This is a genomic window from Pseudomonas sp. Soil_N_39 (genome assembly GCF_057655955.1).
In genome coordinates, this window is the sequence record NZ_JBDGLI010000013.1 from 24,687 (window position 1) to 49,961 (window position 25,275).

The window sequence follows — 25,275 nt, forward strand, 5'->3', positions numbered from 1 at the left end:
TTCACGCGCCCAATGGTTGATCACTCCATGCAATCCTCTGTTTCCCGCAATTCCCGTCGCTGGCTGTTCGGCCTGTTCGTCCTGCTGGTCGTTGCGGCGCTGGCCTGGAAATTCTGGCCCGGTGGCTCGGCCCAGAAACCTGGGGCAGGGGACAAGGCTGCGGCGGGGCACGTGGGCCGCTCCGGTGGCATGCGACCAGGGTTCGGCGGGGCGACGGGGCCAATCCCGGTGCGGGTGGCGCCGGCGGTGACCGGGGATTTCCCGCTGTACTTCAAGGCGCTGGGTACGGTCACGGCCCTCAACACCATCAACGTGCGCAGCCGCGTGGGTGGCGAGTTGGTCAAGATCGCCTTCGAAGAGGGGCAAATGGTCAAGGCCGGGGACTTGCTGGCCGAGATCGACCCACGCCCGTACCAGAACGCCTTGCTCCAGGCCGAAGGCACGTTGTTGCAGAACCAGGCCCAACTGAAAAATGCCCAGGTCGACCTTGAGCGCTATCGCGGCCTGTACGCCGAAGACAGTATTGCCAAGCAGACCCTCGACACTGCAGCCGCGCTGGTGGGCCAGTACCAAGGCACGGTCAAGACCAATCAGGCGGCGGTCAACGACGCCAAGCTCAACCTGGAATTCACCAAGATCCGCGCGCCGATTGCCGGCCGCGTAGGCTTGCGGCAACTGGACATCGGCAACCTGGTGGCGGCCAACGACACCACGGCCCTGGCGGTCATCACCCAGACCCAACCCATCAGCGTCGTGTTCACCTTGCCGGAGAACAACCTCGATACGGTGCTCGCCCGTTATCGCAGCGGGGCGAAGCTGCCCGTCGAAGCCTGGGACCGGGGCGACGTGAAACTCCAGGCCAGCGGTGTGTTGCAAAGCTTGGACAACCAGATCGATGTCACCACCGGCACCTTGAAGTTCAAGGCACGCTACGACAACCGCGACCAGTCGCTGTTCCCCAACCAGTTCGTCAATGTCCACCTACTGGCCGACACTCTCAAAGGCGTGGTCCTGGCGCCGACGGCGGCCATCCAGTTCGGCACCAATGGCACCTTCGTCTACGCCTTGGAGGGCGACAAGAAGGTCACCATCAAGAAGCTGAAGATCGGTGCCAGCGACGGTGCGAACACCGTGGTCACCGAAGGCCTGGTCGCTGGCGACCGGGTGGTGCTCGAAGGCACCGATCGTTTGAAGGAAGGCAGTGAAGTCGAAGTGGTCAACGACAGCCAGGACGTGCCCACCACGCCGACCGAGCACCTGCAGGGCAAGTCCGCGGCGGCGCCTGCTGAGCCGGCCACGGCCGACAAGGCGAACAAGGGCGACGCATGAATATCTCGCGGCTGTTCATCCTTCGCCCGGTCGCCACTACCCTGAGCATGCTGGCGATCATCCTCGCCGGCCTGATCGCTTACCGGTTGCTGCCGGTGTCGGCATTGCCCCAGGTCGACTACCCGACCATCCGCGTGATGACCCTGTACCCGGGCGCCAGTCCCGATGTGATGACCAGTGCGGTCACCGCGCCCCTGGAGCGGCAGTTCGGGCAGATGCCGGGCCTGACGCAAATGGCCTCCACCAGTTCCGGCGGCGCGTCGGTGATTACCCTGCGCTTCAACCTCGACATCAACATGGACGTTGCCGAGCAGCAGGTGCAGGCCGCGATCAATGCCGCCACCAACCTGCTGCCCACGGACCTGCCGGCGCCGCCGGTGTACAACAAGGTCAACCCGGCCGACACCCCGGTGCTGACCCTGGCGATCACCTCCAAGACCATGCTGCTGCCCAAGCTCAATGACTTGGTGGACACCCGCATGGCGCAGAAAATCGCCCAGATCAGCGGCGTCGGCATGGTCACCATCGCCGGTGGCCAGCGCCAGGCCGTGCGAATCAAGGTCAACCCCGAGGCCCTGGCGGCCAACGGCCTGAACCTGGCGGATGTGCGCACGCTGATCGGTGCCTCCAACGTCAACCAGCCCAAGGGCAACTTCGACGGCCCGACGCGGGTCTCGATGCTCGACGCCAACGACCAACTGACCTCGCCCAAGGACTACGCCGAACTGATCCTGGCCTACGCCAATGGCGCGCCGTTGCGGCTCAAGGACGTGGCGCAGATCGTCGACGGGGCCGAAAACGAACGCCTTGCCGCCTGGGCCAACGAAAACCAGGCCGTGCTGCTGAACATCCAGCGCCAGCCGGGGGCCAATGTCATCGAGGTGGTGGACCGGATCAAGGCGCTGCTGCCGAGCATCACCGATAACCTGCCGGCCGGCCTGGACGTCACCGTGCTGACCGACCGCACCCAGACCATCCGCGCCTCGGTCACCGACGTGCAGCACGAGTTGCTGATCGCCATCGCCCTGGTGGTCATGGTGACATTCCTGTTCCTGCGTCGCGTCAGTGCCACGATCATCCCGTCGGTGGCCGTGCCGTTGTCGCTGATCGGCACCTTCGGCGTGATGTACCTGGCTGGTTTCTCCATCAATAACCTGACCCTGATGGCCCTGACCATCGCCACCGGTTTCGTGGTGGACGATGCCATCGTCATGCTGGAGAACATCGCCCGCTTCATCGAGGAGGGCGACAGCCCGTTGCAGGCCGCGCTCAAGGGCGCGAAGCAGATCGGCTTCACGCTGATTTCCCTGACGCTGTCGCTGATCGCCGTGCTGATCCCGCTGTTGTTCATGGCCGATGTGGTGGGGCGCTTGTTCCGCGAATTCGCCATCACGCTTGCGGTGGCGATCCTGATTTCCCTGGTGGTGTCCCTGACCCTGACGCCGATGATGTGCGCCCGCTTGCTCAAGCGTGAGCCCAAGGAGGCCGAGCAGGGCCGTTTCTACCGTGCCAGCGGCGCCTGGATCGACTGGCTGATCGCCGCCTATGGGCGCAAGTTGCAGTGGGTGCTCAAGCATCAGCCGCTGACCCTGCTGGTGGCGGTGGGCAGCCTGGTGCTGACGGTGGTGCTGTACCTGGCCGTGCCCAAGGGCTTTTTCCCGGTGCAGGACACCGGGGTGATCCAGGGCATTTCCGAGGCACCGCAATCGATCTCCTTTGCCGCCATGAGCGAGCGTCAGCAGCAACTGGCCAAGGTGATCCTCGCCGACCCGGCGGTGCAGAGCCTGTCGTCCTACATCGGCGTGGACGGCGACAACGCCACGCTCAATAGTGGGCGCCTGCTGATCAACCTCAAGCCCCACAGCGAACGGGATGACAGCGCCACCGATATCATTGCCCGCTTGCAGCCACAGCTGGATCGACTGGTGGGCATTCGCCTGTTCATGCAGCCGGTGCAGGACCTGACCATCGAAGACCGGGTCAGCCGTACCCAATACCAGTTCAGCCTGTCATCGCCGGACGCCGAATTGCTCAGCCTCTGGAGTGGGCGCCTGGTCGAGGCCCTGGGCCGCCAACCGGAACTGACCGACGTGGCCAGCGACCTGCAGGACAAGGGCTTGCAGGTCTACCTGGTGATCGATCGCGACGCGGCTTCACGCCTGGGCGTCTCGGTGTCGAACATCACCGATGCGCTGTATGACGCTTTCGGCCAGCGGCAGATTTCTACCATCTACACCCAGGCCAGCCAGTACCGCGTGGTATTGCAGGCCCAGGCCGGGGAACGGCTCGGGCCGCAGGCGCTGGACCAGATCCACGTCAAGACCACCGATGGCGGGCAGGTACGGTTGTCGAGCCTGGCCCGGGTCGAAGAGCGCCAGGCGCAACTGGCGATTGCCCACATCGGCCAGTTTCCAGCGGTGATGATGTCGTTCAACCTGGCGCCGGGCGTGGCCTTGGGGCATGCGGTGGAGGTGATCGAAAAGGTCCAGCAGGACATTGGCATGCCGGTGGGTGTGCAGACCGAATTCCAGGGTGCGGCCCAGGCGTTCCAGGCGTCGTTGTCGAGTACCTTGCTGCTGATCCTCGCAGCGGTGGTGACCATGTACATCGTCCTGGGCGTGCTGTACGAGAGTTACATCCACCCGATCACCATCCTTTCCACCTTGCCCTCGGCGGCCATCGGCGCCTTGCTGGCGTTGATCCTCAGCGGCAATGACCTGGGCATGATCGCGATCATCGGCATCATCCTGTTGATCGGCATTGTCAAGAAGAACGCGATCATGATGATCGACTTCGCCCTCGACGCCGAGCGCAACCAGGGCATGGACCCACAGACGGCGATCTACCAGGCGGCGTTGCTGCGTTTCCGGCCGATCCTGATGACCACCCTGGCGGCCTTGTTCGGCGCGGTGCCGCTGATGCTCGCCACCGGTTCCGGCGCCGAACTGCGCCAGCCCCTCGGCTTGGTGATGGTGGGCGGGTTGTTGGTGAGCCAGGTCTTGACGTTGTTCACCACGCCGGTGATCTACCTGTACTTCGATCGACTGGGGCGGCGGTTCGCCAGGCCGGATGCGAAAGAGGTGGGGGTATGATGGCGGCGCCCGGAATCCCGGAGCATGAGGGCTTTCTGTGGCGAGGGAGCTTGCTCCCGCTGGGCTGTGGGAGCAAAGCTTGCTCGCGAAACAGGCGCCTCGATTCTGCAAGACCGCATCGCGTCCATCGCGGGCAAGCCTTGCTCCCACATAGCGGGAGCCAGCTCCCTCGCCACAAAAGCCTTTATCGTTTGTCGCCTGAAGCCTGGGGCGGCCGTTTATGAACCTCTCCGGCCCGTTCATCCGCCGCCCGGTAGCGACCATGCTCCTGAGCTTCGCCATCATGCTCCTCGGTGGCGTGTGTTTCGGCCTGCTGCCGGTTTCGCCCCTGCCGCAAATGGACTTCCCGGTGATCGTGGTCCAGGCCAACTTGCCAGGGGCCAGCCCCGAGGTGATGGCATCGACGGTGGCAACGCCTCTGGAGCGTTCCTTCGGCGCTATCGCCGGGGTCAATACCATGAGCAGCCGTTCCAGCCAGGGTTCTACGCGGGTCATCCTGCAATTCGACCTGGACCGCGACATCAACGGCGCCGCCCGGGAAGTGCAGGCGGCCATCAATGCGTCGCGCAACCTGTTGCCCAGCGGCATGCGCAGCATGCCCACCTACAAGAAGGTCAACCCGTCCCAGGCGCCGATCATGGTGCTGTCGCTGACCTCGGATGTGTTGGAAAAAGGCCAGCTCTACGACCTGGCGTCGACCATCCTGTCCCAGAGCCTGTCCCAGGTGTCGGGCGTAGGTGAGGTGCAGATCGGTGGCAGCTCGTTGCCGGCGGTGCGTATCGAGCTGGAGCCACAGTTGCTCAATCAGTACGGCGTGGCCCTGGACGATGTGCGCAAGGCCATTGCCGACAGCAACGTGCGCCGGCCCAAGGGTTCGGTGGAGGATGATCGGCGCATGTGGCAGGTCCAGGCCAACGACCAGTTGGAAAAAGCCAAGGACTACGAAACGCTGATCATCCGCTACCAGGACGGCTCGGTGCTACGGCTCAAGGACGTGGCGAAAGTCACCGACAGCGTCGAGGACCGTTACAACAGCGGTTTCTTCAACAACGATGCCGCTGTGCTGCTGGTGATCAACCGCCAGGCTGGCGCCAACATCATCGAGACGGTCAACGAGATCAAGGCGCAACTACCGGCGTTGCAGGCGGTGCTGCCGGCTAGCGTCAAGCTGAACCTGGCGATGGACCGCTCGCCGGTGATCAAGGCCACCCTGCATGAAGCGGAAATGACCTTGCTGATCGCCGTGGCCCTGGTGGTGCTGGTGGTGTTCCTGTTCCTCGGCAATTTCCGCGCCTCACTCATCCCGACCCTGGCGGTGCCGGTGTCGCTGGTGGGCACGTTTGCGGTGATGTACCTGTACGGTTTTTCCCTGAACAACCTGTCGCTGATGGCGCTGATCCTGGCGACCGGGCTGGTGGTGGACGACGCCATCGTGGTGCTGGAGAACATTTCCCGGCACATTGACGAAGGCGTGCCACCGATGGAGGCGGCGTACCGGGGAGCCGAGGAGGTGGGCTTTACCCTGCTGTCGATGAACGTCTCGCTGGTGGCGGTGTTCCTGTCGATCCTGTTCATGGGCGGCATCATCGAGAGCCTGTTCCGTGAATTCTCCATCACCCTGGCGGCGTCCATCGTGGTGTCGCTGGTGGTCTCGCTGACCCTCACGCCGATGCTCTGCGCCCGCTGGCTCAAGCCCCACCTGCAAGGGCAGGAAAACCGCTTGCAGCGCTGGAGCCAGGGGCTCAATGAGCGGATGGTCCGTGGCTACGCCACCAGCCTGGACTGGGTGCTGCGTCATCGGCGCCTGACCTTGCTGAGCCTGCTGGTGACCATCGGCGTGAACGTCGCGTTGTATGTGGTGGTGCCGAAGACCTTCATGCCGCAGCAGGACACCGGCCAACTGATCGGTTTCGTGCGTGGCGACGATGGGCTGTCGTTCAACGTGATGCAGCCGAAGATGGAGATCTTCCGTCGTGCCGTGCTCAAGGACGAGGCGGTGCAAAGCGTCGCCGGTTTCATCGGCGGCAACAACGGCACCAACAACGCCTTCATGCTGGTGCGCCTCAAGCCGATCAAGGAGCGCGGGATTTCCGCGCAGAAAGTCATCGAGCGCCTGCGCAAGGAAATGCCCAAGGTCCCCGGCGGCCAATTGATGTTGATGGCCGACCAGGATTTGCAGTTCGGTGGCGGTCGCGAACAGACCACTTCGCAGTACTCCTACATTTTGCAAAGCGCCGACCTGGCCTCGTTGCGCACTTGGTACCCCAAGGTCGTGGCGGCCTTCCGGGCCTTGCCGGAGCTGACTGCCATCGACGCCCGCGACGGTGGCGGGGCGCAGCAGGTGACGTTGGTGGTGGATCGCGACCAGGCCAAGCGCTTGGGCATCGACATGGATATGGTCACCGCGGTGCTCAATAACGCCTACAGCCAGCGGCAGATTTCCACCATCTATGACAGCCTCAACCAGTACCAGGTGGTGATGGAGGTCAATCCCAAGTACGCCCAGGACCCGAGTACGCTCGAACAGGTCCAGGTGATCACCGCCGATGGCGCGAGGGTGCCGCTGTCGGCCATTGCCCATTACGAGAACAGCCTGGAGGATGACCGGGTCAGCCATGAAGGCCAGTTTGCGTCCGAGGGTATTTCTTTCGACATGGCCGAAGGTGTCACGGTGGAGCAGGGCACCGCGGCCATCGAGCGGGCGATTACCAAGCTCGGGATGCCCGAGGATGTCATCGCGAAAATGGCCGGCACCGCCGACGCGTTCGCGGCCACCCAGAAGAGCCAGCCGTTCATGATTCTCGGCGCGTTGCTGGCGGTGTATCTGGTGCTGGGAGTGCTGTATGAAAGCTACATTCATCCGCTGACCATCCTGTCCACCTTGCCATCGGCCGGGGTCGGCGCCTTACTGTCGATCTACGCATTGGGTAGCGAGTTCAGCCTGATCTCGCTGTTGGGGCTGTTCCTGCTGATCGGCGTGGTGAAGAAAAACGCCATCCTGATGATTGATCTGGCGCTGCAATTGGAGCGTGCCGGGCAGACGCCGCTGGAATCGATCCGCAGCGCCTGCCTGCTGCGGTTGCGGCCGATTTTGATGACCACACTGGCGGCGATCCTTGGCGCCTTGCCGCTGCTGCTCGGCGCCGCCGAAGGCTCGGAAATGCGCCAGCCGCTGGGCCTGACCATCATCGGTGGGCTGGTGTTCAGCCAGGTGCTGACGCTCTACACCACGCCGGTGGTTTACCTTTATCTCGACAAGCTGCGCCATCGCTTCAACCGCTGGCGTGGCGTGCGCACTGATGCTGCCCTGGAAACTCCGCTATGACCGACCGTTCGCCTTTCAATCTTGCCGCAACACTGGCGACCGTCCGTGGTTCGCGGGCGCTGAGCCTGGCGCTGTGCGTGGCGATGCTCAGTGCCTGCGCCATCGGCCCGGATTATCAGCGTCCCGCGGCGGCCGCCCCGGTGCAGTACAAGGAGGCCCAGGGCTGGCGCCAGGCCAACCCCAGCGATGCGCTGGCCCGAGGCGCCTGGTGGGAGCTCTACGGCGATACGCAACTCAATGGCCTGGTGGACAAGCTCAACGCGTCCAACCAGACCGTGGCCCAGGCCGAAGCCCAGTACCGGCAGGCCCAGGCACTGGTGCGCAATGCCCGTGGCGCCTTTTTCCCCACCGTGGACCTGACCGTTGGCAAGACGCGCTCCAGCCAGGGCACCGGCAGCAGCAGTTCGAGCTTGAGCAGTTCGTCCAGCGGCATTCGCGACACCTACAGTGCCCAGGCTGGTGTCAGCTGGGAGGCCGATGTGTGGGGCAAGTTGCGCCGCACCCTGGAAGCCGATGAGGCGAGCGCGCAAGCCAGTTTCGCCGATCTGGCGGCGATGCGTCTGAGCCAGCAATCGGAACTGGTGCAGAACTACTTGCAGTTGCGGGTGATCGATGAACAGAAGCGCCTGTTGCAGACCACCGTCGATAACTATCAACGCTCGCTGAAAATGACCGAAAACCAGTACCGCGCCGGGGTGTCCGGCAAGGACGCGGTGGCCCAGGCGCAGAACCAGCTCAAGACCACCCAGGGCGACCTGATCGACCTGATCTGGCAACGGGCCCAGTTCGAAAACGCCATCGCCGTACTCATCGGCCTGCCACCGGCCGAGTTCAACCTGGCCGAGACTGGAGATATTCCGTCGCTGCCGCAGATTCCGGTGGCGCTGCCGTCGCAACTGCTCGAACGCCGGCCGGACATCGCCTCGGCAGAGCGCTCGGTGATGGCCGCCAACGCCAACATCGGTGTCGCCAAGGCCGCGTATTACCCGGACCTGACCCTGAGCCTCAGTGGCGGCTACAGCAGCAGTACCTACGACAACTGGGTGAGCGTGCCGAACCGCTTCTGGTCGGTAGGGCCGCAATTGGCGATGACGCTGTTCGATGGCGGTCAGCGTTCGGCGGAAGTCGACCGCACCGTCGCGGCCTACGACCAGACCGTCGCCACCTATCGCCAGACCGTGCTCGACGGCTTGCGTGAAGTGGAAAACTACATGATCCAGCTCAAGGTGCTGGAAGACGAAGCCCGCGTGCGCCAGGAAGCCCTGGACGCCGCCCGGGAATCCCTGCGCCTGACCCAGAACCAGTACAGGGCCGGACTGATTGCCTACCTCGACGTGGTCACCGTCCAGGCCACCGCGCTGAGCAACGAACGCAGCATGCTGAGCCTGCAACAGAGCCGCTTGATTGCCAGCGTACAGTTGATTGCGGCGTTGGGTGGGGGGTGGGATGGGCAGTTGCAGGCGGATGAAAAACCCTGATCACTGTGACGGGGTAAGTGGGAGCAAGGCTTGCCCGCGATGAAGTCCATGCGGTCTTCAAGAATCGAGTTGCCTGTTTCGCGGGCAAGCCTTGCTCCCACAGAGGTCTCCCTTTTCCATAAAGATTTCCTTGGTCATGTCGCCAGTCAGTCCCGCTTTTGGCCGATGCACTGCCTACGTCCCATCGCAATGGCTTGTTATAGTTCAGGCCTCTTTTCAACCGGTAAAGGATCACTGCCATGTCGCAATACCAAGCGTTCCACGTCGAACTTGCAGACAACATCGCCCATGTGCAGATCAATCGTCCGGAAAAGATCAACGCGATGAACGCCGCATTCTGGAGCGAGATCATCGAGATCTTCCAATGGATCGACGACACCGATGAGGCGCGGGTGGTGGTGCTCAGCGGTGCCGGCAAGCATTTTTCCTCAGGGATCGACCTGATGATGTTGGCAGGCGTGGCCAACGAGTTGGGCAAGGACGTAGGACGCAATGCACGGTTGCTGCGGCGCAAGATCCTGCAACTGCAAGCTTCGTTCAACGCCGTGGACAATTGCCGCAAGCCCGTGCTCGCGGCCATCCAGGGTTATTGCCTGGGCGGTGCCATCGACCTGATTGCCGCGTGTGACATGCGGTATGCCGCCGAGGACGCGCAGTTTTCCATCAAGGAGATCGATATCGGCATGGCCGCCGATGTTGGCACATTGCAACGCTTGCCCCGGATCATCGGGGACGGCATGCTGCGTGAACTCGCTTATACGGGGCGCAACTTCGGTGCCGACGAAGCGCGCAGCATCGGCCTGGTCAATCGTGTCTACAGTGACACCGCCAGCCTGCTCGACGGCGTGATGGGCATCGCCCGGGAAATCGCCGCCAAGTCGCCGATTGCCGTGACCGGCACCAAGGCCATGATCAGCTACATGCGCGACCATAGCATCGACGACGGCCTGGAATACGTCGCCACCTGGAACGCCGCCATGTTGCAATCGACCGACCTGCGCGTGGCCATGGCCGCCCATATGAGCAAACAGAAACCCGAATTTCTGGATTGACTGACCATGATTTCACGCTGGACCACCGCAGTACTCGATACCGATCTTCCTGGCGGCTGGGCCGTGGCCCGCAGCCCGGAAGGCTTTCTGTTCGATGACAACGGCGCGCTGTTTCCCCGCGAATGGCTCAAGCGCCAAGACCTGTCGATCCTCGCCGAGCATGGCATCGGTCACCTGGATGGCGAGCCGGTCTACCTGTTGGAGTTGCACAGCCCGCTGGACATCCCCGGTTGCAACTGGAAAGGCCTGCGGGCCTTCATGCTCGAGGATGACCACACACTGTACAAAGTGTTGGGCTACGCCGCACAGATCGGCACCTGGGCTCGGGAGCATCGTTTCTGCGGCAGTTGCGGCAAGCGCATGAGTCAGATCCGGCTGGAGCGGGCGATGTATTGCGATGCCTGCGACCTGCGCCACTACCCGCGGATCTCACCGAGCATGATCGTGTTGATTACCCGCGGCGATGAAGTCCTGCTGGCCCGTTCACCGCGTTTCGTCACGGGTGTCTACAGCACCCTGGCGGGGTTTGCCGAGCCCGGCGAGTCGGCCGAGGATTGCCTGGTGCGCGAGGTCCGTGAAGAAGTCAGTATCGAGGTGAAGAACATCCAGTACATGGGCAGCCAATGCTGGCCGTTTCCCCATTCGATGATGCTGGGTTTTCACGCTGAATATGCCGGCGGCGACATCGTGCCTCAGGAAGATGAAATCGAGGACGCCCAATGGTTCAACGTCCACGACCTGCCGCCGTTGCCGGCCTCGCGCTCGATCGCCCGCTACCTGATCGACCTTTATGTGGCGCGGCGCTTAGGCCACGCTGAACCAGTGCTGCCAGGCTAGGCGCACGGTCAAGCCCAGCACCACGGTGATGAACACCGGTCGGATGAACTTCGCGCCGCCGCTGATGGCGGTGCGAGCGCCGAAGAACGCACCGACCATCACCGACAGGCCCATGCTCAGGCCGATGACCCAGTCCACTTGTCCGGAGAAGATGAACACCGACAGCGCCGCGATGTTGCTGACGAAATTCATGCTGCGCGCCACGCCACTGGCCTTGACCAGGTCGATGGGGTAGAGCAGCAGGCTGCTGACCGTCCAGAACGCACCGGTACCCGGCCCGGCTACACCGTCATAGAAACCCAGGCTGAAGCCCTGGGGCGACTGCCACGTTTTCTTGATCGGTGCATCGCTGTCCAGCGGCGCCTTGGGCGTGCCGCCAAACAACAGATACAGGCCGCAGGCGAAGACGATCACCGGCAGCATCTTGTTCAGCCACTCGGCAGGCAGGTAATGGGCGACGATGGCGCCGCTCAGGGCCCCGACCAATGTGCCGACGAGGGCGTGGGTCCACTGCCTTGGGTGGAACAGCTTGCGCTTGTAGAAGGTGAAGCTGGCTGTCGCCGAGCCGAAGGTCGAACTGAGTTTGTTGGTGCCCAGGACCAGGTGGGGTGGCAGGCCTGCGGTCAGCAGCGCCGGGGTGGTCAGCAGTCCGCCGCCACCGGCAATGGCATCGATGAAACCGGCAATGAAGGCGACAACGGCAAGAATAGCGAGGGTAGTGAGGTCAACGCTGAGTTCAAAAGGCATGGAATGGGCTTATTTGGCAGGTCGCAGAAGGGCTGCGGGAAGGCCGGTATGTTACCCATAATGGTGCAGGGCTGCGACTGCCTCCAAGGCCTGTAACATCCCGTGGCGAGGGAGCTTGCTCCCGCTGGGTTGCGAAGCAGCCCAAAACCTTCGCACCCATGTGGCTGTCTGACGGAAGCTGACCGTTGGACGAATTTTTTTTGAAATCAAGGGGTTGTCAGCCTAGGCAAATGAGTACATAATTGCGCCCATCGAACGCACTGGGATGTAAAAAATCTCAATGTTTTCAAGGAGATAGCGCTGAGTAAGTGGCTGATTTCCTGATCAGGTTTGTACCGCGATTGATGTGGCTGCATCGCATCAAACGTCTTGAGGCCGAATAGCAAAATGGTTATGCAGTGGATTGCAAATCCACCTACGCCGGTTCGATTCCGACTTCGGCCTCCACTTTTAAAAAGCTCTGTAGATCTATGATTTACGGAGCTTTTTTTATTTCGAAGCGTTGAAAGGTTTTGTGTTGAAAAGGGCACAAGCTACCTTGCTTCACAGGGGAGGGATGTATATATTCCCCCTCTTGCTGCACCAGCCAGGACTTCGGCTCATTGGATTCTGCCGACGCTTCCATGGCTAACCGCGCTACCGCCCGAATGGCGAAACTGGTAGACGCATGGGACTTAAAATCCCCCGCTCGTAAGGGCGTGCCGGTTCGATTCCGGCTTCGGGCACCATCTAATATCAAGGGTTTGCGAGCGAAAGCTAATGCAAACCCTTGTTCGTTTGCGGTCCGCAATTTTGATATTGGTCCGCAATTCGTGGCCGTTAGTCACTTTGTAGGGGTGACCTTCATCCCCTGTCGCATCCGGATGTACGGTGTGCAGAAGTCGCGCATGAAACAGCACGTTCGCTCAATCAGTACTGCCGCCTGGATGGGCACCCATCCAGGATTTGTATATTCAGGTGCCTGTCAGAAAATTATCGCTCTACGGCGACGCATTTGATTTCCACGAGAAGGCCAGGTCGGGCCAGTTCACTGACGCCTATGCATGTCCATGCACAAGTGCTCCTAGGAAAGACTTCATCCTTCACGCGTCTAAAAATTGGCATGTGGCGGTGCATATCGACGTGGTAAGTTGTCATTTCGACAACATCTTCAAATGTGCAGCCACCGGCTTCCAAGACCAGTCGGAGATTGTCCCATGCTGCCAAAAACTGCTGCTCAGGGTCTTCGATAACTGATAATTCCGGCGTCCGGCCTACCTGACCGGCGCAGTAAAGAGTTTTTCCTACCTTTACAGCTGGTGCATAACCAGCCTGCTCGCAGAGCAATCTCATACCATCTGGAACAATGATCTGACGATCAGTCATGGTTGTCGCCCAAAGTATAAACGGATACGCAAGCTAACCCAGGTGTCAGAGTGGCGTCCATTCGGGGCACTCTTCATTAATCCTTGTTCTTGTGGCTCATTAGCTATAGCGGCGCCCTCGATCGACGCATAAAGCATGAGCGCAAGTCATTATTGATCAGAAGAATTTGGGGTCCTGGTCCACTGTTATGCTTGCTTATTAGTCAACCATGATTGTGTCGTCATCACCTTGAAATATCTCTGCGTAAAGCCGAGCGACTTTGGGAGTGAGGTTTTGAACGGAAGGAATCAGGAAGTCTGAGGGTGGTGCGAGTCGTTTTACGTAGATGACTTCGTAAACCCTGCGCACGGTTCCAGGCTCTGTTTCTTCTTGGTCGAAGCCAGGCATTATCCCTACGGCTTTGTAACCTGCGTGTTCCAATGCCTGTTGCATATACGAAGCGCTGGTTGTTGCCATGCCATAGATCAAGCCCGCCCCCATGAACGTTCCCATTTTTTCTCCCAGGTCCTGGGCGGCAATGGCCAGTCTTGTCTGCCTATGAGGTTTGGCTACCGCGCCCACTCGCCCGAAGATGACATCAGCGCCATCAATTTTTTCCCACGTTGCTATGGCGACAATGTTATGGCTCTGACGAACCACGATAGCGAATATTCCGCGCTCCAGATTGCCTTCGAACACCACGTTGTCTACATAGAATTGTCGGTCCAGGAAGTGGCTTCCTAGCCCTACCGAAATGGAGGGAAACCACGTACGGAAAAAATCTATCGCGACATCGATCTCTGCGCATTTCAGGTAATCCCATGTGTAGCCAGAGGGCAAAACAGTAAAACTGCGAATTTGATCGATCGTTGGCCATTTCATGTGGTTTCTCGTTTCGGTTGTCTGATTGCGTCTGGTGAAGGGAGGCGTTTTTCACGCCAGAGGGGTAGCGTCATTGCAGAGTTGCTGGTCATGCCTGGTCGCGAATTGTCTGTGACGATCGACTACTTCGCTGATGACAAACTGCATCAGCCTCTGAACGAAGGCCGTATCCAGGTTGGCCTTCTGGGCGAGTGCTGTCAGACGTTCGTATTGATGCCGCTCTCTATTTGCATCTACCGCAGGCAACTGATGTCGAGCTTTGAGTAAGCCGATCTCATCAGTACAGCGGAACCGTTCAGCGAGCATGTGGATGAGTGCGGCGTCGATATTGTCGATGGTTTGTCTGAATGCCGAGAGTTGACGCGTGATGTCGGGATTTTCCATGGATGACCTCGTGGCAGTTGTTCTAAGGGTCTTGTCTGTGTCCCTTCATGATTGGATGGAGAACCTGAGCAGGCGCTTTACGCGGGATCGGGCATGCTCAACGATTTTTCCAGCCACTGCGTGACTACCTTTAAAGCCGAATCTGAATTGCGTTCATAGATCAGTCCGTGGCCGTTGCCGTGTATACCCAGTGCCGGTAGATCCAGGTGGTGAATGTTGGCACCGGCATTTCGCAGGAAAGGGACGATGCTGGATGCGTAAGAAGCAAAGGCTGATGTCTCGCCTGTCACCAGCGCTACCGGAACACCCTGCAATCCGGGAATTTTCAGGGTTGATGGTTCTGCTGTGCGGACTTGCTCCGGCGTTTTGCGAGGCGGATCGAAGGTCAGAGGGGCGGCGGTCAGTCCCCAGTCGAGGCTGCCTATACCCGGCGTGTGGCCAAATACCGGACCCATAGGCTCCACCGCCACAATCCCTGCGATCAGGTCGGGTCGACGATCGGCGACCAACCAGCCACTGGGCCCGGAAGCGGAGTGTGTAACGATGATGGCCTTGCCGATTCTGTCGAGCAGTTCGGCCAGTCGATCCGCGTCGAGAGTCTGCGAGGCCGCAAGGTCAGCCGGCATGGGGCCGTAAGCTGCAATGAAGGCGTCAAACGCTGCTTCGTCATCCGGCTCAAACGGCCATTGCGTTTCTCCGCCTCCCTCTGGAAAGTACACTTCGCGGGCGCGCTCATAGGAAAACGCCGGCCCCATCGGGCCCATGATGTCGGGATGATAGGGCGATCGCCCGTGACCCGGACGGTCGACGCGAAAGACTACGAAGCCCGCTTCGACGAACCGCTGGGCCCAGCCCGGACGACCATCGGGGGTATCCAGCCATTCGGTGCCCTGCAGCGTGCCACCGTGCACCAGCACCACGGGATAGGGTCGAGTGATGTGCTCGGGGGATTCCCAGGCTACGTACATCGGACCTTTCTGGAAGCTTTTACCGTTCTGGGTAATGCGCGCTCCGGTCACCCAGAAGTTGCCACGCCGCGAGCGTTTTACCGGTGCGGTTCGCCAGGGTTGCTCGGAATGATCGGTTGAATGGGTAGCGGTCTGCGTAGCGAAAGCCGACCAGTCCTTGTCGCCATACCCCCGGGCCACCGCCGACGTCATTTTTGATCGCACAGCCGCCGCCGCAGGCAGTTCCAGGTCCTTGAGACGGCCCGTATCAATAGCCAGATTTATATCCTTGAGACCAAGAGACAGTTTGAAGCCCGGCTCAAAGCTGCTGTTGATGATGTTCTGCCCATACCGTTGATAACTGGGGCAGGCGAACAGCGTCTGGGTCATGAAGTTGATGAAAATCGAAGGGCTCAGTCCGTGGCGTTGGACGAGTCCGCTTGCTTCGCCCAGCGACTGGATGGCTTGAGTGATCATCATGTTGCCGGCGATTTTTGCGATACACGCGTGATCAGGTTGATCGCCCAAATACCAGGTCTTTTTCCCGAGCAGGTCAAACAGCGGTTGAACCGTCGAGACAGCTGCCTGCGATCCGGCCGCCAGGATATTCAACTCGCCGTTCGCCGCCACGGCGGGCACGCCGAAGACCGGTGCCGCGATCAATGCAATGCCGATTGCATCATGTACGCGCTGCAACTCCACCATGAGCGAAGGCGACAAGGTCGACATCACGACATGCACGCAAGCCTTGTCTGCATGTTCCAGAGCTGCGCCGGACAGTAGCACCTCCCTGACGGCAGCATCATCGGCAAGCATGCTGATAACGACCTCTTGCTGAAATGCCGAGGCCGGCGATTCGAGAACGCTGACGCCTTCGAGATCCATGATCGCCGCGTGACTGCGATTCCATGCCGAGAGCTGATGGCCATCCCGGACGAGCAATGGAATGATCGCTCTGCCCATGCTTCCCACACCGATAAAGCCAATCTTCATTCGCAGTCTCCGGTTGGTGTTCGATGAAGGTGAATGGAGACAAGTATGTCGGGCCTGGGATTGCTACGGCACTGCCATTGCTGCACTCTCACTGTTCATTTTTGTTCGGGGTAGAGCATGGACTGGAGTGACGTGCGGGTCTTTCTCGCGATTGCCCGAAGCGGGTCATTGGGCGCTGCCGCCAAGCAGTTGGGTGTTAGCCATCCGACCGTGGGGCGGCGCTTGCAGGTGCTTGAACAGTCCAGTGGCCAGCCCATTTTTCTTCGTACCACCCAAGGCCTGGTACTGACCGACAGCGGAGAGAAGCTGCTCAGCCTGGCGCAGGAAATGGAGCAAAGTGCGTTGGCCATCGAAAGGCGCCTTGCGGGGGACAGCGCACAGCCAGAAGGTGTGTTGCGCATTTCTTCCGCTGACTGGTTCGCCTGTTATGTGCTCGCCCCGGTCCTGAACGAACTGGGGCGACGTTATCCGCTGATCGTGCCCGAGGTCATCGCGGGGCATCGATTGTTTGACCTTGCTCGTCGCGACGCCGACATTGCGTTTCGGATCGTTCCTTTCACCGAACCCGATATCGTTCACCGCAAGCTGACTACCCTGAGCTATGGGTTATACGCCGCCGTCGGATCTCCTGACCCCGAGCCACAGGGTGACGGGGTTTGTTTGATTACCATGAGTATTGCCCAGTCTCATTATCCCGATGTGCAGTGGCTGCAGCGGCGTTACCCTCTGGCCCGTACTGTGTTCACCAGTAGCAGCCGCACAGTCCAGGCGCAAATGTGCGCGCAAGGGCAGGGTGTCGCCGTATTGCCCCGCGTCCTGGGCGACCAGTTAACGGCGTTGCGGCTGATTGATCCGCATGAACCGCCACCGGGTCGCGACATATGGATGGGTTACCACCAGGACATGCGGCAGATGGACAGCCTTCGTGCCCTTGCCGACCTTGCCTCGAGCATGATCGGCTCGCAGGAGGGCCGTTGACTCATTCTGCCGGGCGCATGGCTGCCGTTTGCAATTGCGCAGCAGGTTGGCGCGCCAGGGTAAGGCTGAGTCCCGCGCCCAAGGCCAGGCATGCCGCGATGCAGAGTATGGAAACGGTGAAGGCGTGGGTGATGGCAGCCGCGTCTGTATCCGTGCCCAGAAGGGTGTAGAAAATGCCGCCTATTATCGCCACGCTCAGTGACGTGCTGATTTGCAGGGTGGAACTGGTAATGCCCGCAATCATGCCGGAGTACGCCGGCGCCACACGTCCTGTGATCATGCGCATCAATGTCGGAAGGGCCAGTCCTTGTCCGAAACCGATCAGAAACAGAAGGACGGCAAGGGGCAGCGCAGGAGGCGTGACGGCCATCGGTGTGTGCGCCACGAGCCAGGCCAGGAGCACGAATCCCAACACTTCAAGCCCCATCCCGACCGGATTGACGTACGCGCCCAGAAAACGCCTGAATTGAGGGGTGGAGAGCGGTCCCAGCAAAAATCCCGCGCCGAAAGGAAGGAAGACGAGGCCTGCATTGAGTGGGCTCGTATGCAGCGCTCCCTGTAGATAAATGGAAAACAGCAAGAAAAACACGCCGATCGCGTAAAAGGTCAGGGCGACGAGCAAGGCCCGGCCCAGCCCAGGCGCGCGCAGTGCGGCAGGATTAAGCAACGGTGCGCCTTGCGCCTGATGCAAACGGGCTTCGTAGCGCCAGAACAACCAGGCCAGCAGCGGCACCGCTGCAAGCGACAGCCAGGCCCACAAAGGCCAGCCCGCTTCACGCCCCTCGATCAGTGGAACGATCAGAGCCGCAAGCGTCACCATCGACAACAGCGTTCCGCCCAGATCCAGCTTGCTTGTCTGTGGTGCGCGGGTTTCCTTGACCACCGGAATGGCGATCAGAATGACCAGCAACGCAATCGGTAGATTCACCAGGAATATCGCCCGCCAGCCCAAATCCATCAGGTTGAGCGATATCAATATCCCGCCAAGTGCCTGGCCGACCACCGACGCCAGGCCAAAGACCGCGCCATACAGGCTTAGCGCCAAGGGTTTTTCGGACTCGGGGAATATTGCCTGCACTGAGGCGAGTGCCTGAGGTGCCATGATGGCTGCCGTCACGCCTTGCAGCGAGCGTCCGGCGATCAACACCCAGGGGGAATCGGCGATGCCGCAGATCAGTGAGGCAACTGCGAAACCAACCAGGCCAAGGAAAAACATCCTCATGCGACCATAGATATCACCAAGCCGTCCGCCGGTAATCAGTGTCACGGCATAAAGCGCCGCATACGAGGAGATGATCAACTGTTCGGCGGAGGAGGCCGTGCCCAACGATTGCTGAATCGAGGGCAGCGCTACGTTCACGATGAAAAAATCCAGCGGCGGTAAAAACGCACCGACCAATAAGATGGCGAACATCAGCCAGCGCCGCGGTTCGGATGGGGCGACTTTTTTCTGAAGCATAAGGTCTCCTGTCTGACACCATTCGGTCCCAGAATATTCTCGATTGCGGGTCATGCTCTGAATCAGCTGGCTCCAATCTAAACGATCAAACCTTCGCTTACGCCTCACATAATTGAACGGCCAATGTTCATTTATGGCAGTGCCGCTCAGCTCCTGACTCCTCTCAAAATGGCCGCACTGTGGTTTCAGTCGAGCCACACAACCGAGACTGAGGAGTCAGATATGTCAGGTAAATTCGCTAATCAGGTTGCAGTCGTCACCGGCGCATCCACCGGGATCGGATTTGCGATTGCGCAGGGCTTGATTGCCGAGGGGGCGAAACGCGTCTACATCACTGGGCGTTCTGCAGCCACGCTGGAAGCGGCGGTGGCCAAGCTCGGCGATAGAGCGGTCGCGGTCATTTCCGATGTCGCGCGCCAGGCTGATCTCGATAAGCTCAAGGCGACGATTGAGGCCCGCAACGATCAGTTGGACTCAGTGTTTGCCAACGCGGGTATTTGCGAAAAAAACCCGCTGGGCGAGACCACTGAGGCGGCTTACTTCAACATGTTTGACACTAACGTGAAGGGCGTCTTTTTTACTGTGCAGACGTTGATGCCTTTGCTGAAAAATGGTGCTTCGATCGTGTTGACGGCTTCTATCTGCTCCAGCAATGGGATGGAAGGGCTGAGCCTCTACAACGCATCCAAGGCTGCAGTGCGATCCTTCGCAAGGACTTGGGCCAACGAACTCAAAGGTCGCAAGATTCGAGCGAATGTCCTGAGCCCTGGCTTCACCCGTACCCCTCTGATGGATAACGGCTTGAAGATGAGTGAAAGCGACATTGTCGCGCTGCGCCAACATGTCGAGCGGATCACGCCGCTGGGGTATATGGCCCAGCCAGAAGAAATCGCCTCGTCGGCGCTGTTCCTTGCATCCGCCGATGCGAAATATGTCAACGGTGTGGAGCTGATGGTCGACGGCGGCCTGTCGCAGATCTGAACACTCGCTCAACCGTAACGCAGCCCTCGCAGAGGGTTGCCTTCGTCGCTTTTGCGAAGCTTCAGCAGGACACCTCATCATGAACATTGAAGAACTGACCACCCGACTGGACGCCCTGGAAAGTCGCGCCGCCATCGAGTCGTTGATCAGCGCCTACGCCAATGCCTTCGACCGCATCGACGTGTCGCTTCTGAGCGCGATCTGGCACGAAGAATCGACACTCGATCTACCGGGTTTCGGCCAGGCCGGAAACCGTGACGAAATCCTGGCGATGGCGCAAAACAGCTGGCGTCGGATGCCACATATGCATCACTGGATGGCCAACCCGCTGCTCCAAATCGAGGGTGACAGCGCGGTGGGTACGGTGGCTGCGGATTGCCTGTTCCATGACATTGAAAAAGGCCCGGTGCAAGTCAGCGGGTTGTACCATGACAGGTTTGAACGTCGGGACGGAAAATGGGCGTTCTTGTCACGTCGTTTTGAACTGCATTTCCTGACACCGTTGAAAGATTGGGTACCCATATCGGGTGATGAAAAGTACGCAGTGGAGCAACATCAGAGCCGGAGCACGCTTTCAAAGGGATAACGTGCTTGCATGATGTTCAGTGAAGGCGCGAACGACAAACGCTGCCCGCTGATGTCGTTCAAGCTGCTGGGAATGACAGCGAAAAACGGATAGTTCCGGGTTTCGGCTGTTTGACACGTACGTGCCCCCCATGCAGCTGCATGATTGCCACGACGATGGCGAGGCCAAGGCCGTAGGAGTCGGAGTTCTGGTGGCGAGACGCATCGCCGCGGTAAAAGCGGTCGAAGAGTTTGCCCAGGGTTTCATCGCTCAGCACAGGCCCTTGGTTCTCGACCTCAATCCGGGCACCGCCGTTGGTTTGCGTCACCCGCATCAGAATCTCTGTGCCCTCGTAGGCATAGCGAATTGCATTCGCCACTAGGTTGCTCAAGGCTCTGCGCAGCAGCAAGGGGTCGGCGAGCACGTTGCCATCGCCTGTTATCTGGAAGCTCATTTGCCGCTCTTCGGCCAATCCTTCAAAATATTCGGCAATGCGCTGTGATTCGTCATGCAGCGACAGTTGCTGGCGCTCTACCACTGCTTGCGCTTCATCGGCGCGCGCAAGGAACAGAATGCTTTCGACGATGCGCGAGATCCGTTCGAGCTCCTCAAGGTTCGAAGCGATCAGTGCCTGATAGTCATCCTCGCTGCGGCGTTGGCGAAGGGCGACCTGGCAATGCCCCATCAGCGATCCCACCGGCGTGCGGATTTCATGGGCAAGGTCGGCGGAAAACTGCGTCAACCGCTGATAACCCTGGGCAAGGCGATCGAGCATCGCGTTATAGGCGTCACTCAGCTGTTGCAGTTCAACCGGCGTATCGGCGCTGTCCATGCGGCTGTGCAGACGCTCGGGCGTTATGGCTGCCGCATGGGCGGCCATTTTGCGCAGCGGGCGCAGCCCTCGACGCAGTACCAGGTAACCCAGCAACGCGGTTGCCAGAAAGGCAAGGGCAACGGCCAGATAGATACGCTCGCGATACGCCGCGAGCATAGCCATTTCCTTGCCCATGAGGTGCGCGGCGGTCAGTCGGACTTCACGTCCACCCGACGTCGTGACGACGGTCGCGGCGCGCAGCATTGTCCCCGAATCGGTCACGCCGCTGCGCAGGTCACTGACGCTCAGCTTTGTATCCTGGCCGATCACCGGCAGTTCAGGCAGCGTGACGTTGAGTGGGTTGACCTGGATTACCGGTGGCTGCCCCGGCTCTTCAATGATGAAGATGTCGTCTTCACTGTCGAGCATGTTCTTGAAAATCTGGGGGCTGTCGCGCAGCTTTTCGATGGCGAGCTCGTAGTGCAGCAGCTTGCGGAAATGCTCCAGACGGCCCATGACCGCATGATCGCTGTATACCAATACCGAGGCTTTCATCGTCTGATACAGATAAACGCCTGCACCGGCCACGGCCAGCATCGCTACCATGGAAAATGCCACGGTCGATCGCAGGGTCAGAGAGGGTTGGCGTCGGGACCGCATGGCCTCACCTCGCAGACATAGCCAATACCGCGAATGGTATGGATCAGCTTGATCGGGTAGGGCTGGTCGACCTTGTTGCGCAGGCGCTTGACCGCTACGTCCACCACGTTGGTATCGCTGTCGAAATTCATGTCCCAGACTTCCGAAGCGATCTGTGTCCTGGACAGCACATCACCTGCCCGACGTAGAAACAGATGCAGCAGGGCGAACTCCTTGTTGGTCAGCACAATCACCTGCTGTTGGCGTGTAACGCGGCGCCGGACCAGATCCAGCTCCAGGTCGGCGAGGTGAAAATGGTCGGCTTCGCGCACTACACCGCGACGCAAAATGGTGCGGATGCGTAACAGCAGTTCGGTAAACGAAAAAGGTTTGACCAGGTAATCATCGGCGCCCAGTTCCAGACCGCGAATGCGGTCTTGCAACTGGTCGCGCGCGGAGAGGAACAGCACGGGTACGTCTTGTCTGGCGCGCAAGAGCTCGATGATCTGAAACCCGTCGATCCCGGGCAACATCACGTCCAGCACGATCAGGTCATAGGTCGTATGCAAGGCCATGTGCAGGCCGTCGGCACCATGCTGGGTCCAGTCGACGTTATAACCGGACTCGCCGAGCCCCTTTTTGAGGTACTCACCTGTTTTGGTGTCATCTTCGATCAGCAGGATATGCATCGTGAGGCGCGCTCGGGTCTCTTCATTGCAGGATTCATTCCGCGACACGGGTATCTCGGCTGTGCAGTGTAACGAGATGAGGCGGCACAGTCGGTTACATTTCTGTCATTCAAAGGCAGGGCTGGCGAATGACAAAAATGTCATTCGGCGGTCATCGTGACGTCCCGGTCTGCGGTCGAGGATGGCGGCACATCAACCCATGAGGAATCGTCGCCATGCAACTCAAACACGCCTTGTCTACCACATTCGGTTTGTTGATGCTCAGTGCTGCCGTCATTGCCACCGCGGCCGACATGCCGGTCATCAAACCGTTGCGCGGTACGGTGGAGAGCGTCAGCAACAACACGCTGACATTCACTGTCCGCTCCGGCGCCCAGCAGACTATCGGACTGACAGACAAGACCGGTATCAACCGGGTATCGAAGGCCAATATCGACTCGATCAAATCCGACAGCTTCATTGGCTCGGCGGCCATCCCGCAGGCCAACGGAACATTGAAGGCGCTGGAGGTCACAGTATTCGACGCCAGCCTCAAGGGCAGCGGCGAAGGTCATTACGGCTGGCAGAACGCGGATGGCAGCACAGGCACCATGACCAACGGTACCGTGGGCAAATTGTCCAAAGCTGACGGCCGCACATTGACCGTCAACTACAAGGGCGGCGAGAAACAAATCGTCGTACCGGATGATGTGCCAATCGCCTACGTCGAGCCAGGCAAAGCCGATGAACTGGTCAAAGGTACGAAAATTGTCGTGTTCCCCGCCGCAGATGGCACCACCGCACGCGGCATTGCGGTCGGCAAGGATGGCTTCCAACCACCGATGTAATCACCTGAAAAAGGCTGGGGCGCTGTCGTCTGGCAACGCTCCGCTACATGGATGGCTTCGAAGGGGAAACACGTGAGACAGAAAAAGCTTCATCCCTGGCCGATTCGCCTCACCCACTGGCTCAACGCCGCCTGCATGGTCTGCATGTTCATGAGCGGCTGGGCCATTTACAACGCCTCGCCGCTGTTCGGCTTCAGGTTTCCGGTGGCGGTTACCGTGGGCGGATGGCTGGGCGGAGCGCTGGCCTGGCATTTCGCATTCATGTGGCTGCTGCTGGTCAATGGCGCGATCTATGTGGTGTATGGGGTCGTCAGTCGCCACTTCAAACGCGAGTTGCTGCCCATCGGGCTTGCCGCGTTGAAGCATGATTTGACGGATGCTTTGCGCTTTCGGCTGGTGCATGAAAAGGGTGTCTATAACGCAGTACAGCGCCTGATGTACTGGATGGTGCTGGCGGCAGGCGTGCTCGTCGTCATCTCGGGTGTGGCGATCTGGAAACCCATTCAACTGCAAGAGTTGGTCGCGCTACTGGGCGGCTATGACGTTGCTCGTTATGTACATTTCGGGGCGATGGCGATGATTGCTGCATTCGTCGTGATTCATCTGGCCTTGGTGATTTTGGTACCGAAAACCCTGCTGCCAATGATTACGGGTGGAGTGCGGTCTCTTGATACCGGGAAAAATGGCCATGACTGAACCCAGAAAAAAAACTCTTCAGCGCGTCAGGCTCGAGCCTGCGCAACAGCTTGAACTTGAGAACATTCAGCGCCGCCATTTTCTTCGTGCCGGCTTGACCGTGGGTGCGATGTCGATGCTGACCGGTTGTAACCTGCAGGACGGCGATCAGGTCGACAAGGTCCTTTGGGCCATGTCGCGCTGGAACGATCGGGTCCAGGCCTGGCTGTTCAGCGGACATAAACTGGCGCCGACCTTCACCAGCGCGCAGATCACCACGCCATTTCCGTTCAACGCATTCTATGGTCAGGACGACATCCCGGAGGTGGACTTGGCAAGTTACTCGCTCGCCGTCTCCGGCCGGGTCAGGGACAAGGCTCCATGGACACTCGAAAGCTTGCGCAAACTGCCGCAACGTAGCGATATCACCCGGCTGATCTGTGTCGAGGGCTGGAGCGCGATCGGGCAATGGGGAGGCGTACCGCTCAAAACCTTCCTGGAACACATCGGGGCCGATACCACAGCGAAATTTGTCGGCTTCAAATGTGCTGATCATTACTACTCCAGCCTGGACATGCCGACGGCCTTGCACCCGCAGACACTGCTGGCGCTGAATTACGCTGACGTCGCGTTGCCGCCCGAGTACGGCTATCCCCTCAGGGTTCGAGTACCCACCAAGTTGGGCTTCAAAAACCCCAAGCATGTTGTCGAGATTTTCGTGAGCAACGACAACCCGGGCGGGTATTGGGAAGACCAGGGATACAACTGGTTCAGCGGGATCTGATGAGGAAAAAACCTGGACACTGAACGGCCGATTGGAAACAGGCCGCGTTAGCGCAACTCCTTCCTGTTGCTACACAGTAACGCCAGGAACACTGGCGCGACTCATGACATCAGGCTTGATACAAGGCGTTCCTATGACCGGTATATCTGCAGTACCACTCGCTACATCAATCTTGCCGACTCCAGAAAACAAGATGCGGGCAACGACCAACGGAGCAGACTTCCGCTCCCAATTGCAGGCTCAGTCCAGGTCAGGCGTGCAGCAGCCGGACACGACCAGCGCACAGGTGTTATCGGATTCGGCCTCGAATGGGTCACGCCGACCGGAGATAGAAGCCATTCTTCAATTATTGGCATGGCGCAAGAACGCCGACAGCATCCCGAGCAGACCAGGTCGATCAGTGCCAGGTACGCGAGCCAGTGGTCTGGATATTGCGGACTTCAACTTTCCCGAT

20 protein-coding genes and 2 tRNA genes are annotated in these 25,275 nt (G+C 59.9%); 14 read left to right on the forward strand and 8 right to left on the reverse strand.

The features are described from left to right. The first annotated feature begins 12 nt into the window (after positions 1–12). The 6 genes from AC3A5O_RS19245 to nudC all read left to right on the forward strand — a co-directional run bounded on the left by AC3A5O_RS19245 (position 13) and on the right by nudC (position 11,113). Positions 13–1,329, forward strand: coding sequence for an MdtA/MuxA family multidrug efflux RND transporter periplasmic adaptor subunit (locus AC3A5O_RS19245; RefSeq protein ID WP_487753572.1), 1,317 nt, complete (start codon positions 13–15; stop codon positions 1,327–1,329). Then, positions 1,326–4,421, forward strand: coding sequence for an MdtB/MuxB family multidrug efflux RND transporter permease subunit (locus tag AC3A5O_RS19250; RefSeq protein WP_122564637.1), 3,096 nt, complete (start codon positions 1,326–1,328; stop codon positions 4,419–4,421). The genes AC3A5O_RS19245 and AC3A5O_RS19250 overlap by 4 nt, the downstream gene beginning before the upstream one ends. A 220-nt stretch (positions 4,422–4,641) precedes the next feature. Further along, entirely contained in the window at positions 4,642–7,746 is a 3,105-nt protein-coding gene (locus AC3A5O_RS19255) for an efflux RND transporter permease subunit (RefSeq protein WP_487753573.1), read from the forward strand. Beyond that, the gene (locus tag AC3A5O_RS19260; protein WP_487753574.1) at positions 7,743–9,224 is read left to right on the forward strand and encodes an efflux transporter outer membrane subunit; all 1,482 of its coding nucleotides are present in this window, start codon (positions 7,743–7,745) and stop codon (positions 9,222–9,224) included. The genes AC3A5O_RS19255 and AC3A5O_RS19260 overlap by 4 nt, the downstream gene beginning before the upstream one ends. Positions 9,225–9,463: 239 nt before the next feature. After that, on the forward strand, positions 9,464–10,276 hold the full coding sequence (locus AC3A5O_RS19265) for a crotonase/enoyl-CoA hydratase family protein (protein WP_305470944.1): 813 nt from the start codon (positions 9,464–9,466) through the stop codon (positions 10,274–10,276). 6 nt (positions 10,277–10,282) lie between these two features. Next, positions 10,283–11,113: an NAD(+) diphosphatase gene (nudC, locus tag AC3A5O_RS19270; RefSeq protein ID WP_305492329.1), complete on the forward strand. Its 831-nt coding sequence runs from the start codon at positions 10,283–10,285 to the stop codon at positions 11,111–11,113. On the opposite strand, the gene AC3A5O_RS19275 is transcribed toward nudC, so the two are convergent. Further along, complete coding sequence (locus tag AC3A5O_RS19275; protein WP_305470946.1) at positions 11,081–11,860, reverse strand: TSUP family transporter; 780 nt, start codon at positions 11,858–11,860, stop codon at positions 11,081–11,083. The two genes, nudC and AC3A5O_RS19275, sit on opposite strands and share 33 nt — an antisense overlap. A gap of 373 nt (positions 11,861–12,233) precedes the next feature. Between AC3A5O_RS19275 and AC3A5O_RS19280 the strand changes: the two genes are divergently transcribed. Together AC3A5O_RS19280 and AC3A5O_RS19285 are read left to right on the forward strand one after the other, a co-directional pair. Continuing rightward, a tRNA-Cys gene (locus tag AC3A5O_RS19280) sits at positions 12,234–12,307 on the forward strand. A 194-nt stretch (positions 12,308–12,501) separates the two neighbouring features. After that, positions 12,502–12,588 (forward strand) — tRNA-Leu (locus AC3A5O_RS19285). A gap of 244 nt (positions 12,589–12,832) precedes the next feature. Here the strand turns inward: AC3A5O_RS19285 and AC3A5O_RS19290 are convergent. From AC3A5O_RS19290 to AC3A5O_RS19305, 4 genes are all read right to left on the reverse strand, one after another. Next, the gene (locus tag AC3A5O_RS19290; protein ID WP_305492330.1) at positions 12,833–13,225 is read right to left on the reverse strand and encodes a RidA family protein; all 393 of its coding nucleotides are present in this window, start codon (positions 13,223–13,225) and stop codon (positions 12,833–12,835) included. Between the two features lie 198 nt (positions 13,226–13,423). Then, the gene (locus tag AC3A5O_RS19295; protein WP_305470951.1) at positions 13,424–14,086 is read right to left on the reverse strand and encodes a hypothetical protein; all 663 of its coding nucleotides are present in this window, start codon (positions 14,084–14,086) and stop codon (positions 13,424–13,426) included. Between the two features lie 51 nt (positions 14,087–14,137). After that, positions 14,138–14,470 carry a chorismate mutase gene (locus AC3A5O_RS19300; RefSeq protein ID WP_305470953.1) on the reverse strand — a complete coding sequence of 111 codons (333 nt, stop codon included), beginning with the start codon at positions 14,468–14,470 and terminating at the stop codon, positions 14,138–14,140. A gap of 77 nt (positions 14,471–14,547) precedes the next feature. Next, positions 14,548–16,410, reverse strand: a complete 1,863-nt coding sequence (locus tag AC3A5O_RS19305) for an NAD(P)-binding domain-containing protein (RefSeq protein ID WP_487753575.1) — start codon at positions 16,408–16,410, stop codon at positions 14,548–14,550. 117 nt (positions 16,411–16,527) lie between these two features. Here AC3A5O_RS19305 and AC3A5O_RS19310 point away from each other — a divergent pair, with 117 nt between their 5' ends. Further along, entirely contained in the window at positions 16,528–17,388 is an 861-nt protein-coding gene (locus AC3A5O_RS19310; protein WP_305470955.1) for a LysR family transcriptional regulator, read from the forward strand. A gap of 1 nt (position 17,389) precedes the next feature. On the opposite strand, the gene AC3A5O_RS19315 is transcribed toward AC3A5O_RS19310, so the two are convergent. Beyond that, the gene (locus AC3A5O_RS19315) at positions 17,390–18,847 is read right to left on the reverse strand and encodes an MFS transporter (protein WP_305470957.1); all 1,458 of its coding nucleotides are present in this window, start codon (positions 18,845–18,847) and stop codon (positions 17,390–17,392) included. Between the two features lie 222 nt (positions 18,848–19,069). On the opposite strand from AC3A5O_RS19315, the gene AC3A5O_RS19320 reads away from it, so the two are divergent. Next, positions 19,070–19,828 (forward strand): SDR family oxidoreductase, encoded by a 759-nt coding sequence (locus AC3A5O_RS19320; protein WP_305470959.1) that lies wholly within the window; start codon positions 19,070–19,072, stop codon positions 19,826–19,828. A gap of 79 nt (positions 19,829–19,907) precedes the next feature. Then, positions 19,908–20,414 carry a nuclear transport factor 2 family protein gene (locus tag AC3A5O_RS19325; protein ID WP_305470961.1) on the forward strand — a complete coding sequence of 169 codons (507 nt, stop codon included), beginning with the start codon at positions 19,908–19,910 and terminating at the stop codon, positions 20,412–20,414. A gap of 58 nt (positions 20,415–20,472) precedes the next feature. On the opposite strand, the gene AC3A5O_RS19330 is transcribed toward AC3A5O_RS19325, so the two are convergent. Both AC3A5O_RS19330 and AC3A5O_RS19335 read right to left on the reverse strand, forming a co-directional pair. Continuing rightward, positions 20,473–21,867, reverse strand: a complete 1,395-nt coding sequence (locus AC3A5O_RS19330) for a heavy metal sensor histidine kinase (RefSeq protein ID WP_487753576.1) — start codon at positions 21,865–21,867, stop codon at positions 20,473–20,475. After that, positions 21,840–22,535, reverse strand: coding sequence for a heavy metal response regulator transcription factor (locus AC3A5O_RS19335; protein WP_134924472.1), 696 nt, complete (start codon positions 22,533–22,535; stop codon positions 21,840–21,842). Before AC3A5O_RS19335 ends, AC3A5O_RS19330 begins: the two co-directional genes overlap by 28 nt. A 215-nt stretch (positions 22,536–22,750) precedes the next feature. On the opposite strand from AC3A5O_RS19335, the gene AC3A5O_RS19340 reads away from it, so the two are divergent. Genes AC3A5O_RS19340 through AC3A5O_RS19350 form a run of 3 tightly spaced genes read left to right on the forward strand, consistent with a single transcriptional unit; the run spans position 22,751 to position 24,821 of the window. After that, on the forward strand, positions 22,751–23,362 hold the full coding sequence (locus AC3A5O_RS19340; protein WP_109755454.1) for a hypothetical protein: 612 nt from the start codon (positions 22,751–22,753) through the stop codon (positions 23,360–23,362). 51 nt (positions 23,363–23,413) lie between these two features. Then, positions 23,414–24,058 (forward strand): cytochrome b/b6 domain-containing protein, encoded by a 645-nt coding sequence (locus AC3A5O_RS19345; RefSeq protein WP_439653598.1) that lies wholly within the window; start codon positions 23,414–23,416, stop codon positions 24,056–24,058. Further along, positions 24,051–24,821, forward strand: coding sequence for a molybdopterin-dependent oxidoreductase (locus tag AC3A5O_RS19350; protein WP_487753619.1), 771 nt, complete (start codon positions 24,051–24,053; stop codon positions 24,819–24,821). Before AC3A5O_RS19345 ends, AC3A5O_RS19350 begins: the two co-directional genes overlap by 8 nt. Positions 24,822–25,275: the final 454 nt, after the last annotated feature.

Excerpts from the sequence above, each read along its gene's own strand:
- AC3A5O_RS19245 (WP_487753572.1), top strand. The coding sequence starts at position 13 with ATGGTTGATCACTCCATGCAATCCTCTGTTTCCCGCAATTCCCGTCGC.
- AC3A5O_RS19250 (WP_122564637.1), top strand. The coding sequence starts at position 1,326 with ATGAATATCTCGCGGCTGTTCATCCTTCGCCCGGTCGCCACTACCCTG.
- AC3A5O_RS19255 (WP_487753573.1), top strand. The coding sequence starts at position 4,642 with ATGAACCTCTCCGGCCCGTTCATCCGCCGCCCGGTAGCGACCATGCTC.
- AC3A5O_RS19260 (WP_487753574.1), top strand. The coding sequence starts at position 7,743 with ATGACCGACCGTTCGCCTTTCAATCTTGCCGCAACACTGGCGACCGTC.
- AC3A5O_RS19265 (WP_305470944.1), top strand. The coding sequence starts at position 9,464 with ATGTCGCAATACCAAGCGTTCCACGTCGAACTTGCAGACAACATCGCC.
- nudC (WP_305492329.1), top strand. The coding sequence starts at position 10,283 with ATGATTTCACGCTGGACCACCGCAGTACTCGATACCGATCTTCCTGGC.
- AC3A5O_RS19275 (WP_305470946.1), bottom strand. The coding sequence starts at position 11,860 with ATGCCTTTTGAACTCAGCGTTGACCTCACTACCCTCGCTATTCTTGCC.
- AC3A5O_RS19290 (WP_305492330.1), bottom strand. The coding sequence starts at position 13,225 with ATGACTGATCGTCAGATCATTGTTCCAGATGGTATGAGATTGCTCTGC.
- AC3A5O_RS19295 (WP_305470951.1), bottom strand. The coding sequence starts at position 14,086 with ATGAAATGGCCAACGATCGATCAAATTCGCAGTTTTACTGTTTTGCCC.
- AC3A5O_RS19300 (WP_305470953.1), bottom strand. The coding sequence starts at position 14,470 with ATGGAAAATCCCGACATCACGCGTCAACTCTCGGCATTCAGACAAACC.
- AC3A5O_RS19305 (WP_487753575.1), bottom strand. The coding sequence starts at position 16,410 with ATGAAGATTGGCTTTATCGGTGTGGGAAGCATGGGCAGAGCGATCATT.
- AC3A5O_RS19310 (WP_305470955.1), top strand. The coding sequence starts at position 16,528 with ATGGACTGGAGTGACGTGCGGGTCTTTCTCGCGATTGCCCGAAGCGGG.
- AC3A5O_RS19315 (WP_305470957.1), bottom strand. The coding sequence starts at position 18,847 with ATGCTTCAGAAAAAAGTCGCCCCATCCGAACCGCGGCGCTGGCTGATG.
- AC3A5O_RS19320 (WP_305470959.1), top strand. The coding sequence starts at position 19,070 with ATGTCAGGTAAATTCGCTAATCAGGTTGCAGTCGTCACCGGCGCATCC.
- AC3A5O_RS19325 (WP_305470961.1), top strand. The coding sequence starts at position 19,908 with ATGAACATTGAAGAACTGACCACCCGACTGGACGCCCTGGAAAGTCGC.
- AC3A5O_RS19330 (WP_487753576.1), bottom strand. The coding sequence starts at position 21,867 with ATGCGGTCCCGACGCCAACCCTCTCTGACCCTGCGATCGACCGTGGCA.
- AC3A5O_RS19335 (WP_134924472.1), bottom strand. The coding sequence starts at position 22,535 with ATGCATATCCTGCTGATCGAAGATGACACCAAAACAGGTGAGTACCTC.
- AC3A5O_RS19340 (WP_109755454.1), top strand. The coding sequence starts at position 22,751 with ATGCAACTCAAACACGCCTTGTCTACCACATTCGGTTTGTTGATGCTC.
- AC3A5O_RS19345 (WP_439653598.1), top strand. The coding sequence starts at position 23,414 with ATGGCTTCGAAGGGGAAACACGTGAGACAGAAAAAGCTTCATCCCTGG.
- AC3A5O_RS19350 (WP_487753619.1), top strand. The coding sequence starts at position 24,051 with ATGACTGAACCCAGAAAAAAAACTCTTCAGCGCGTCAGGCTCGAGCCT.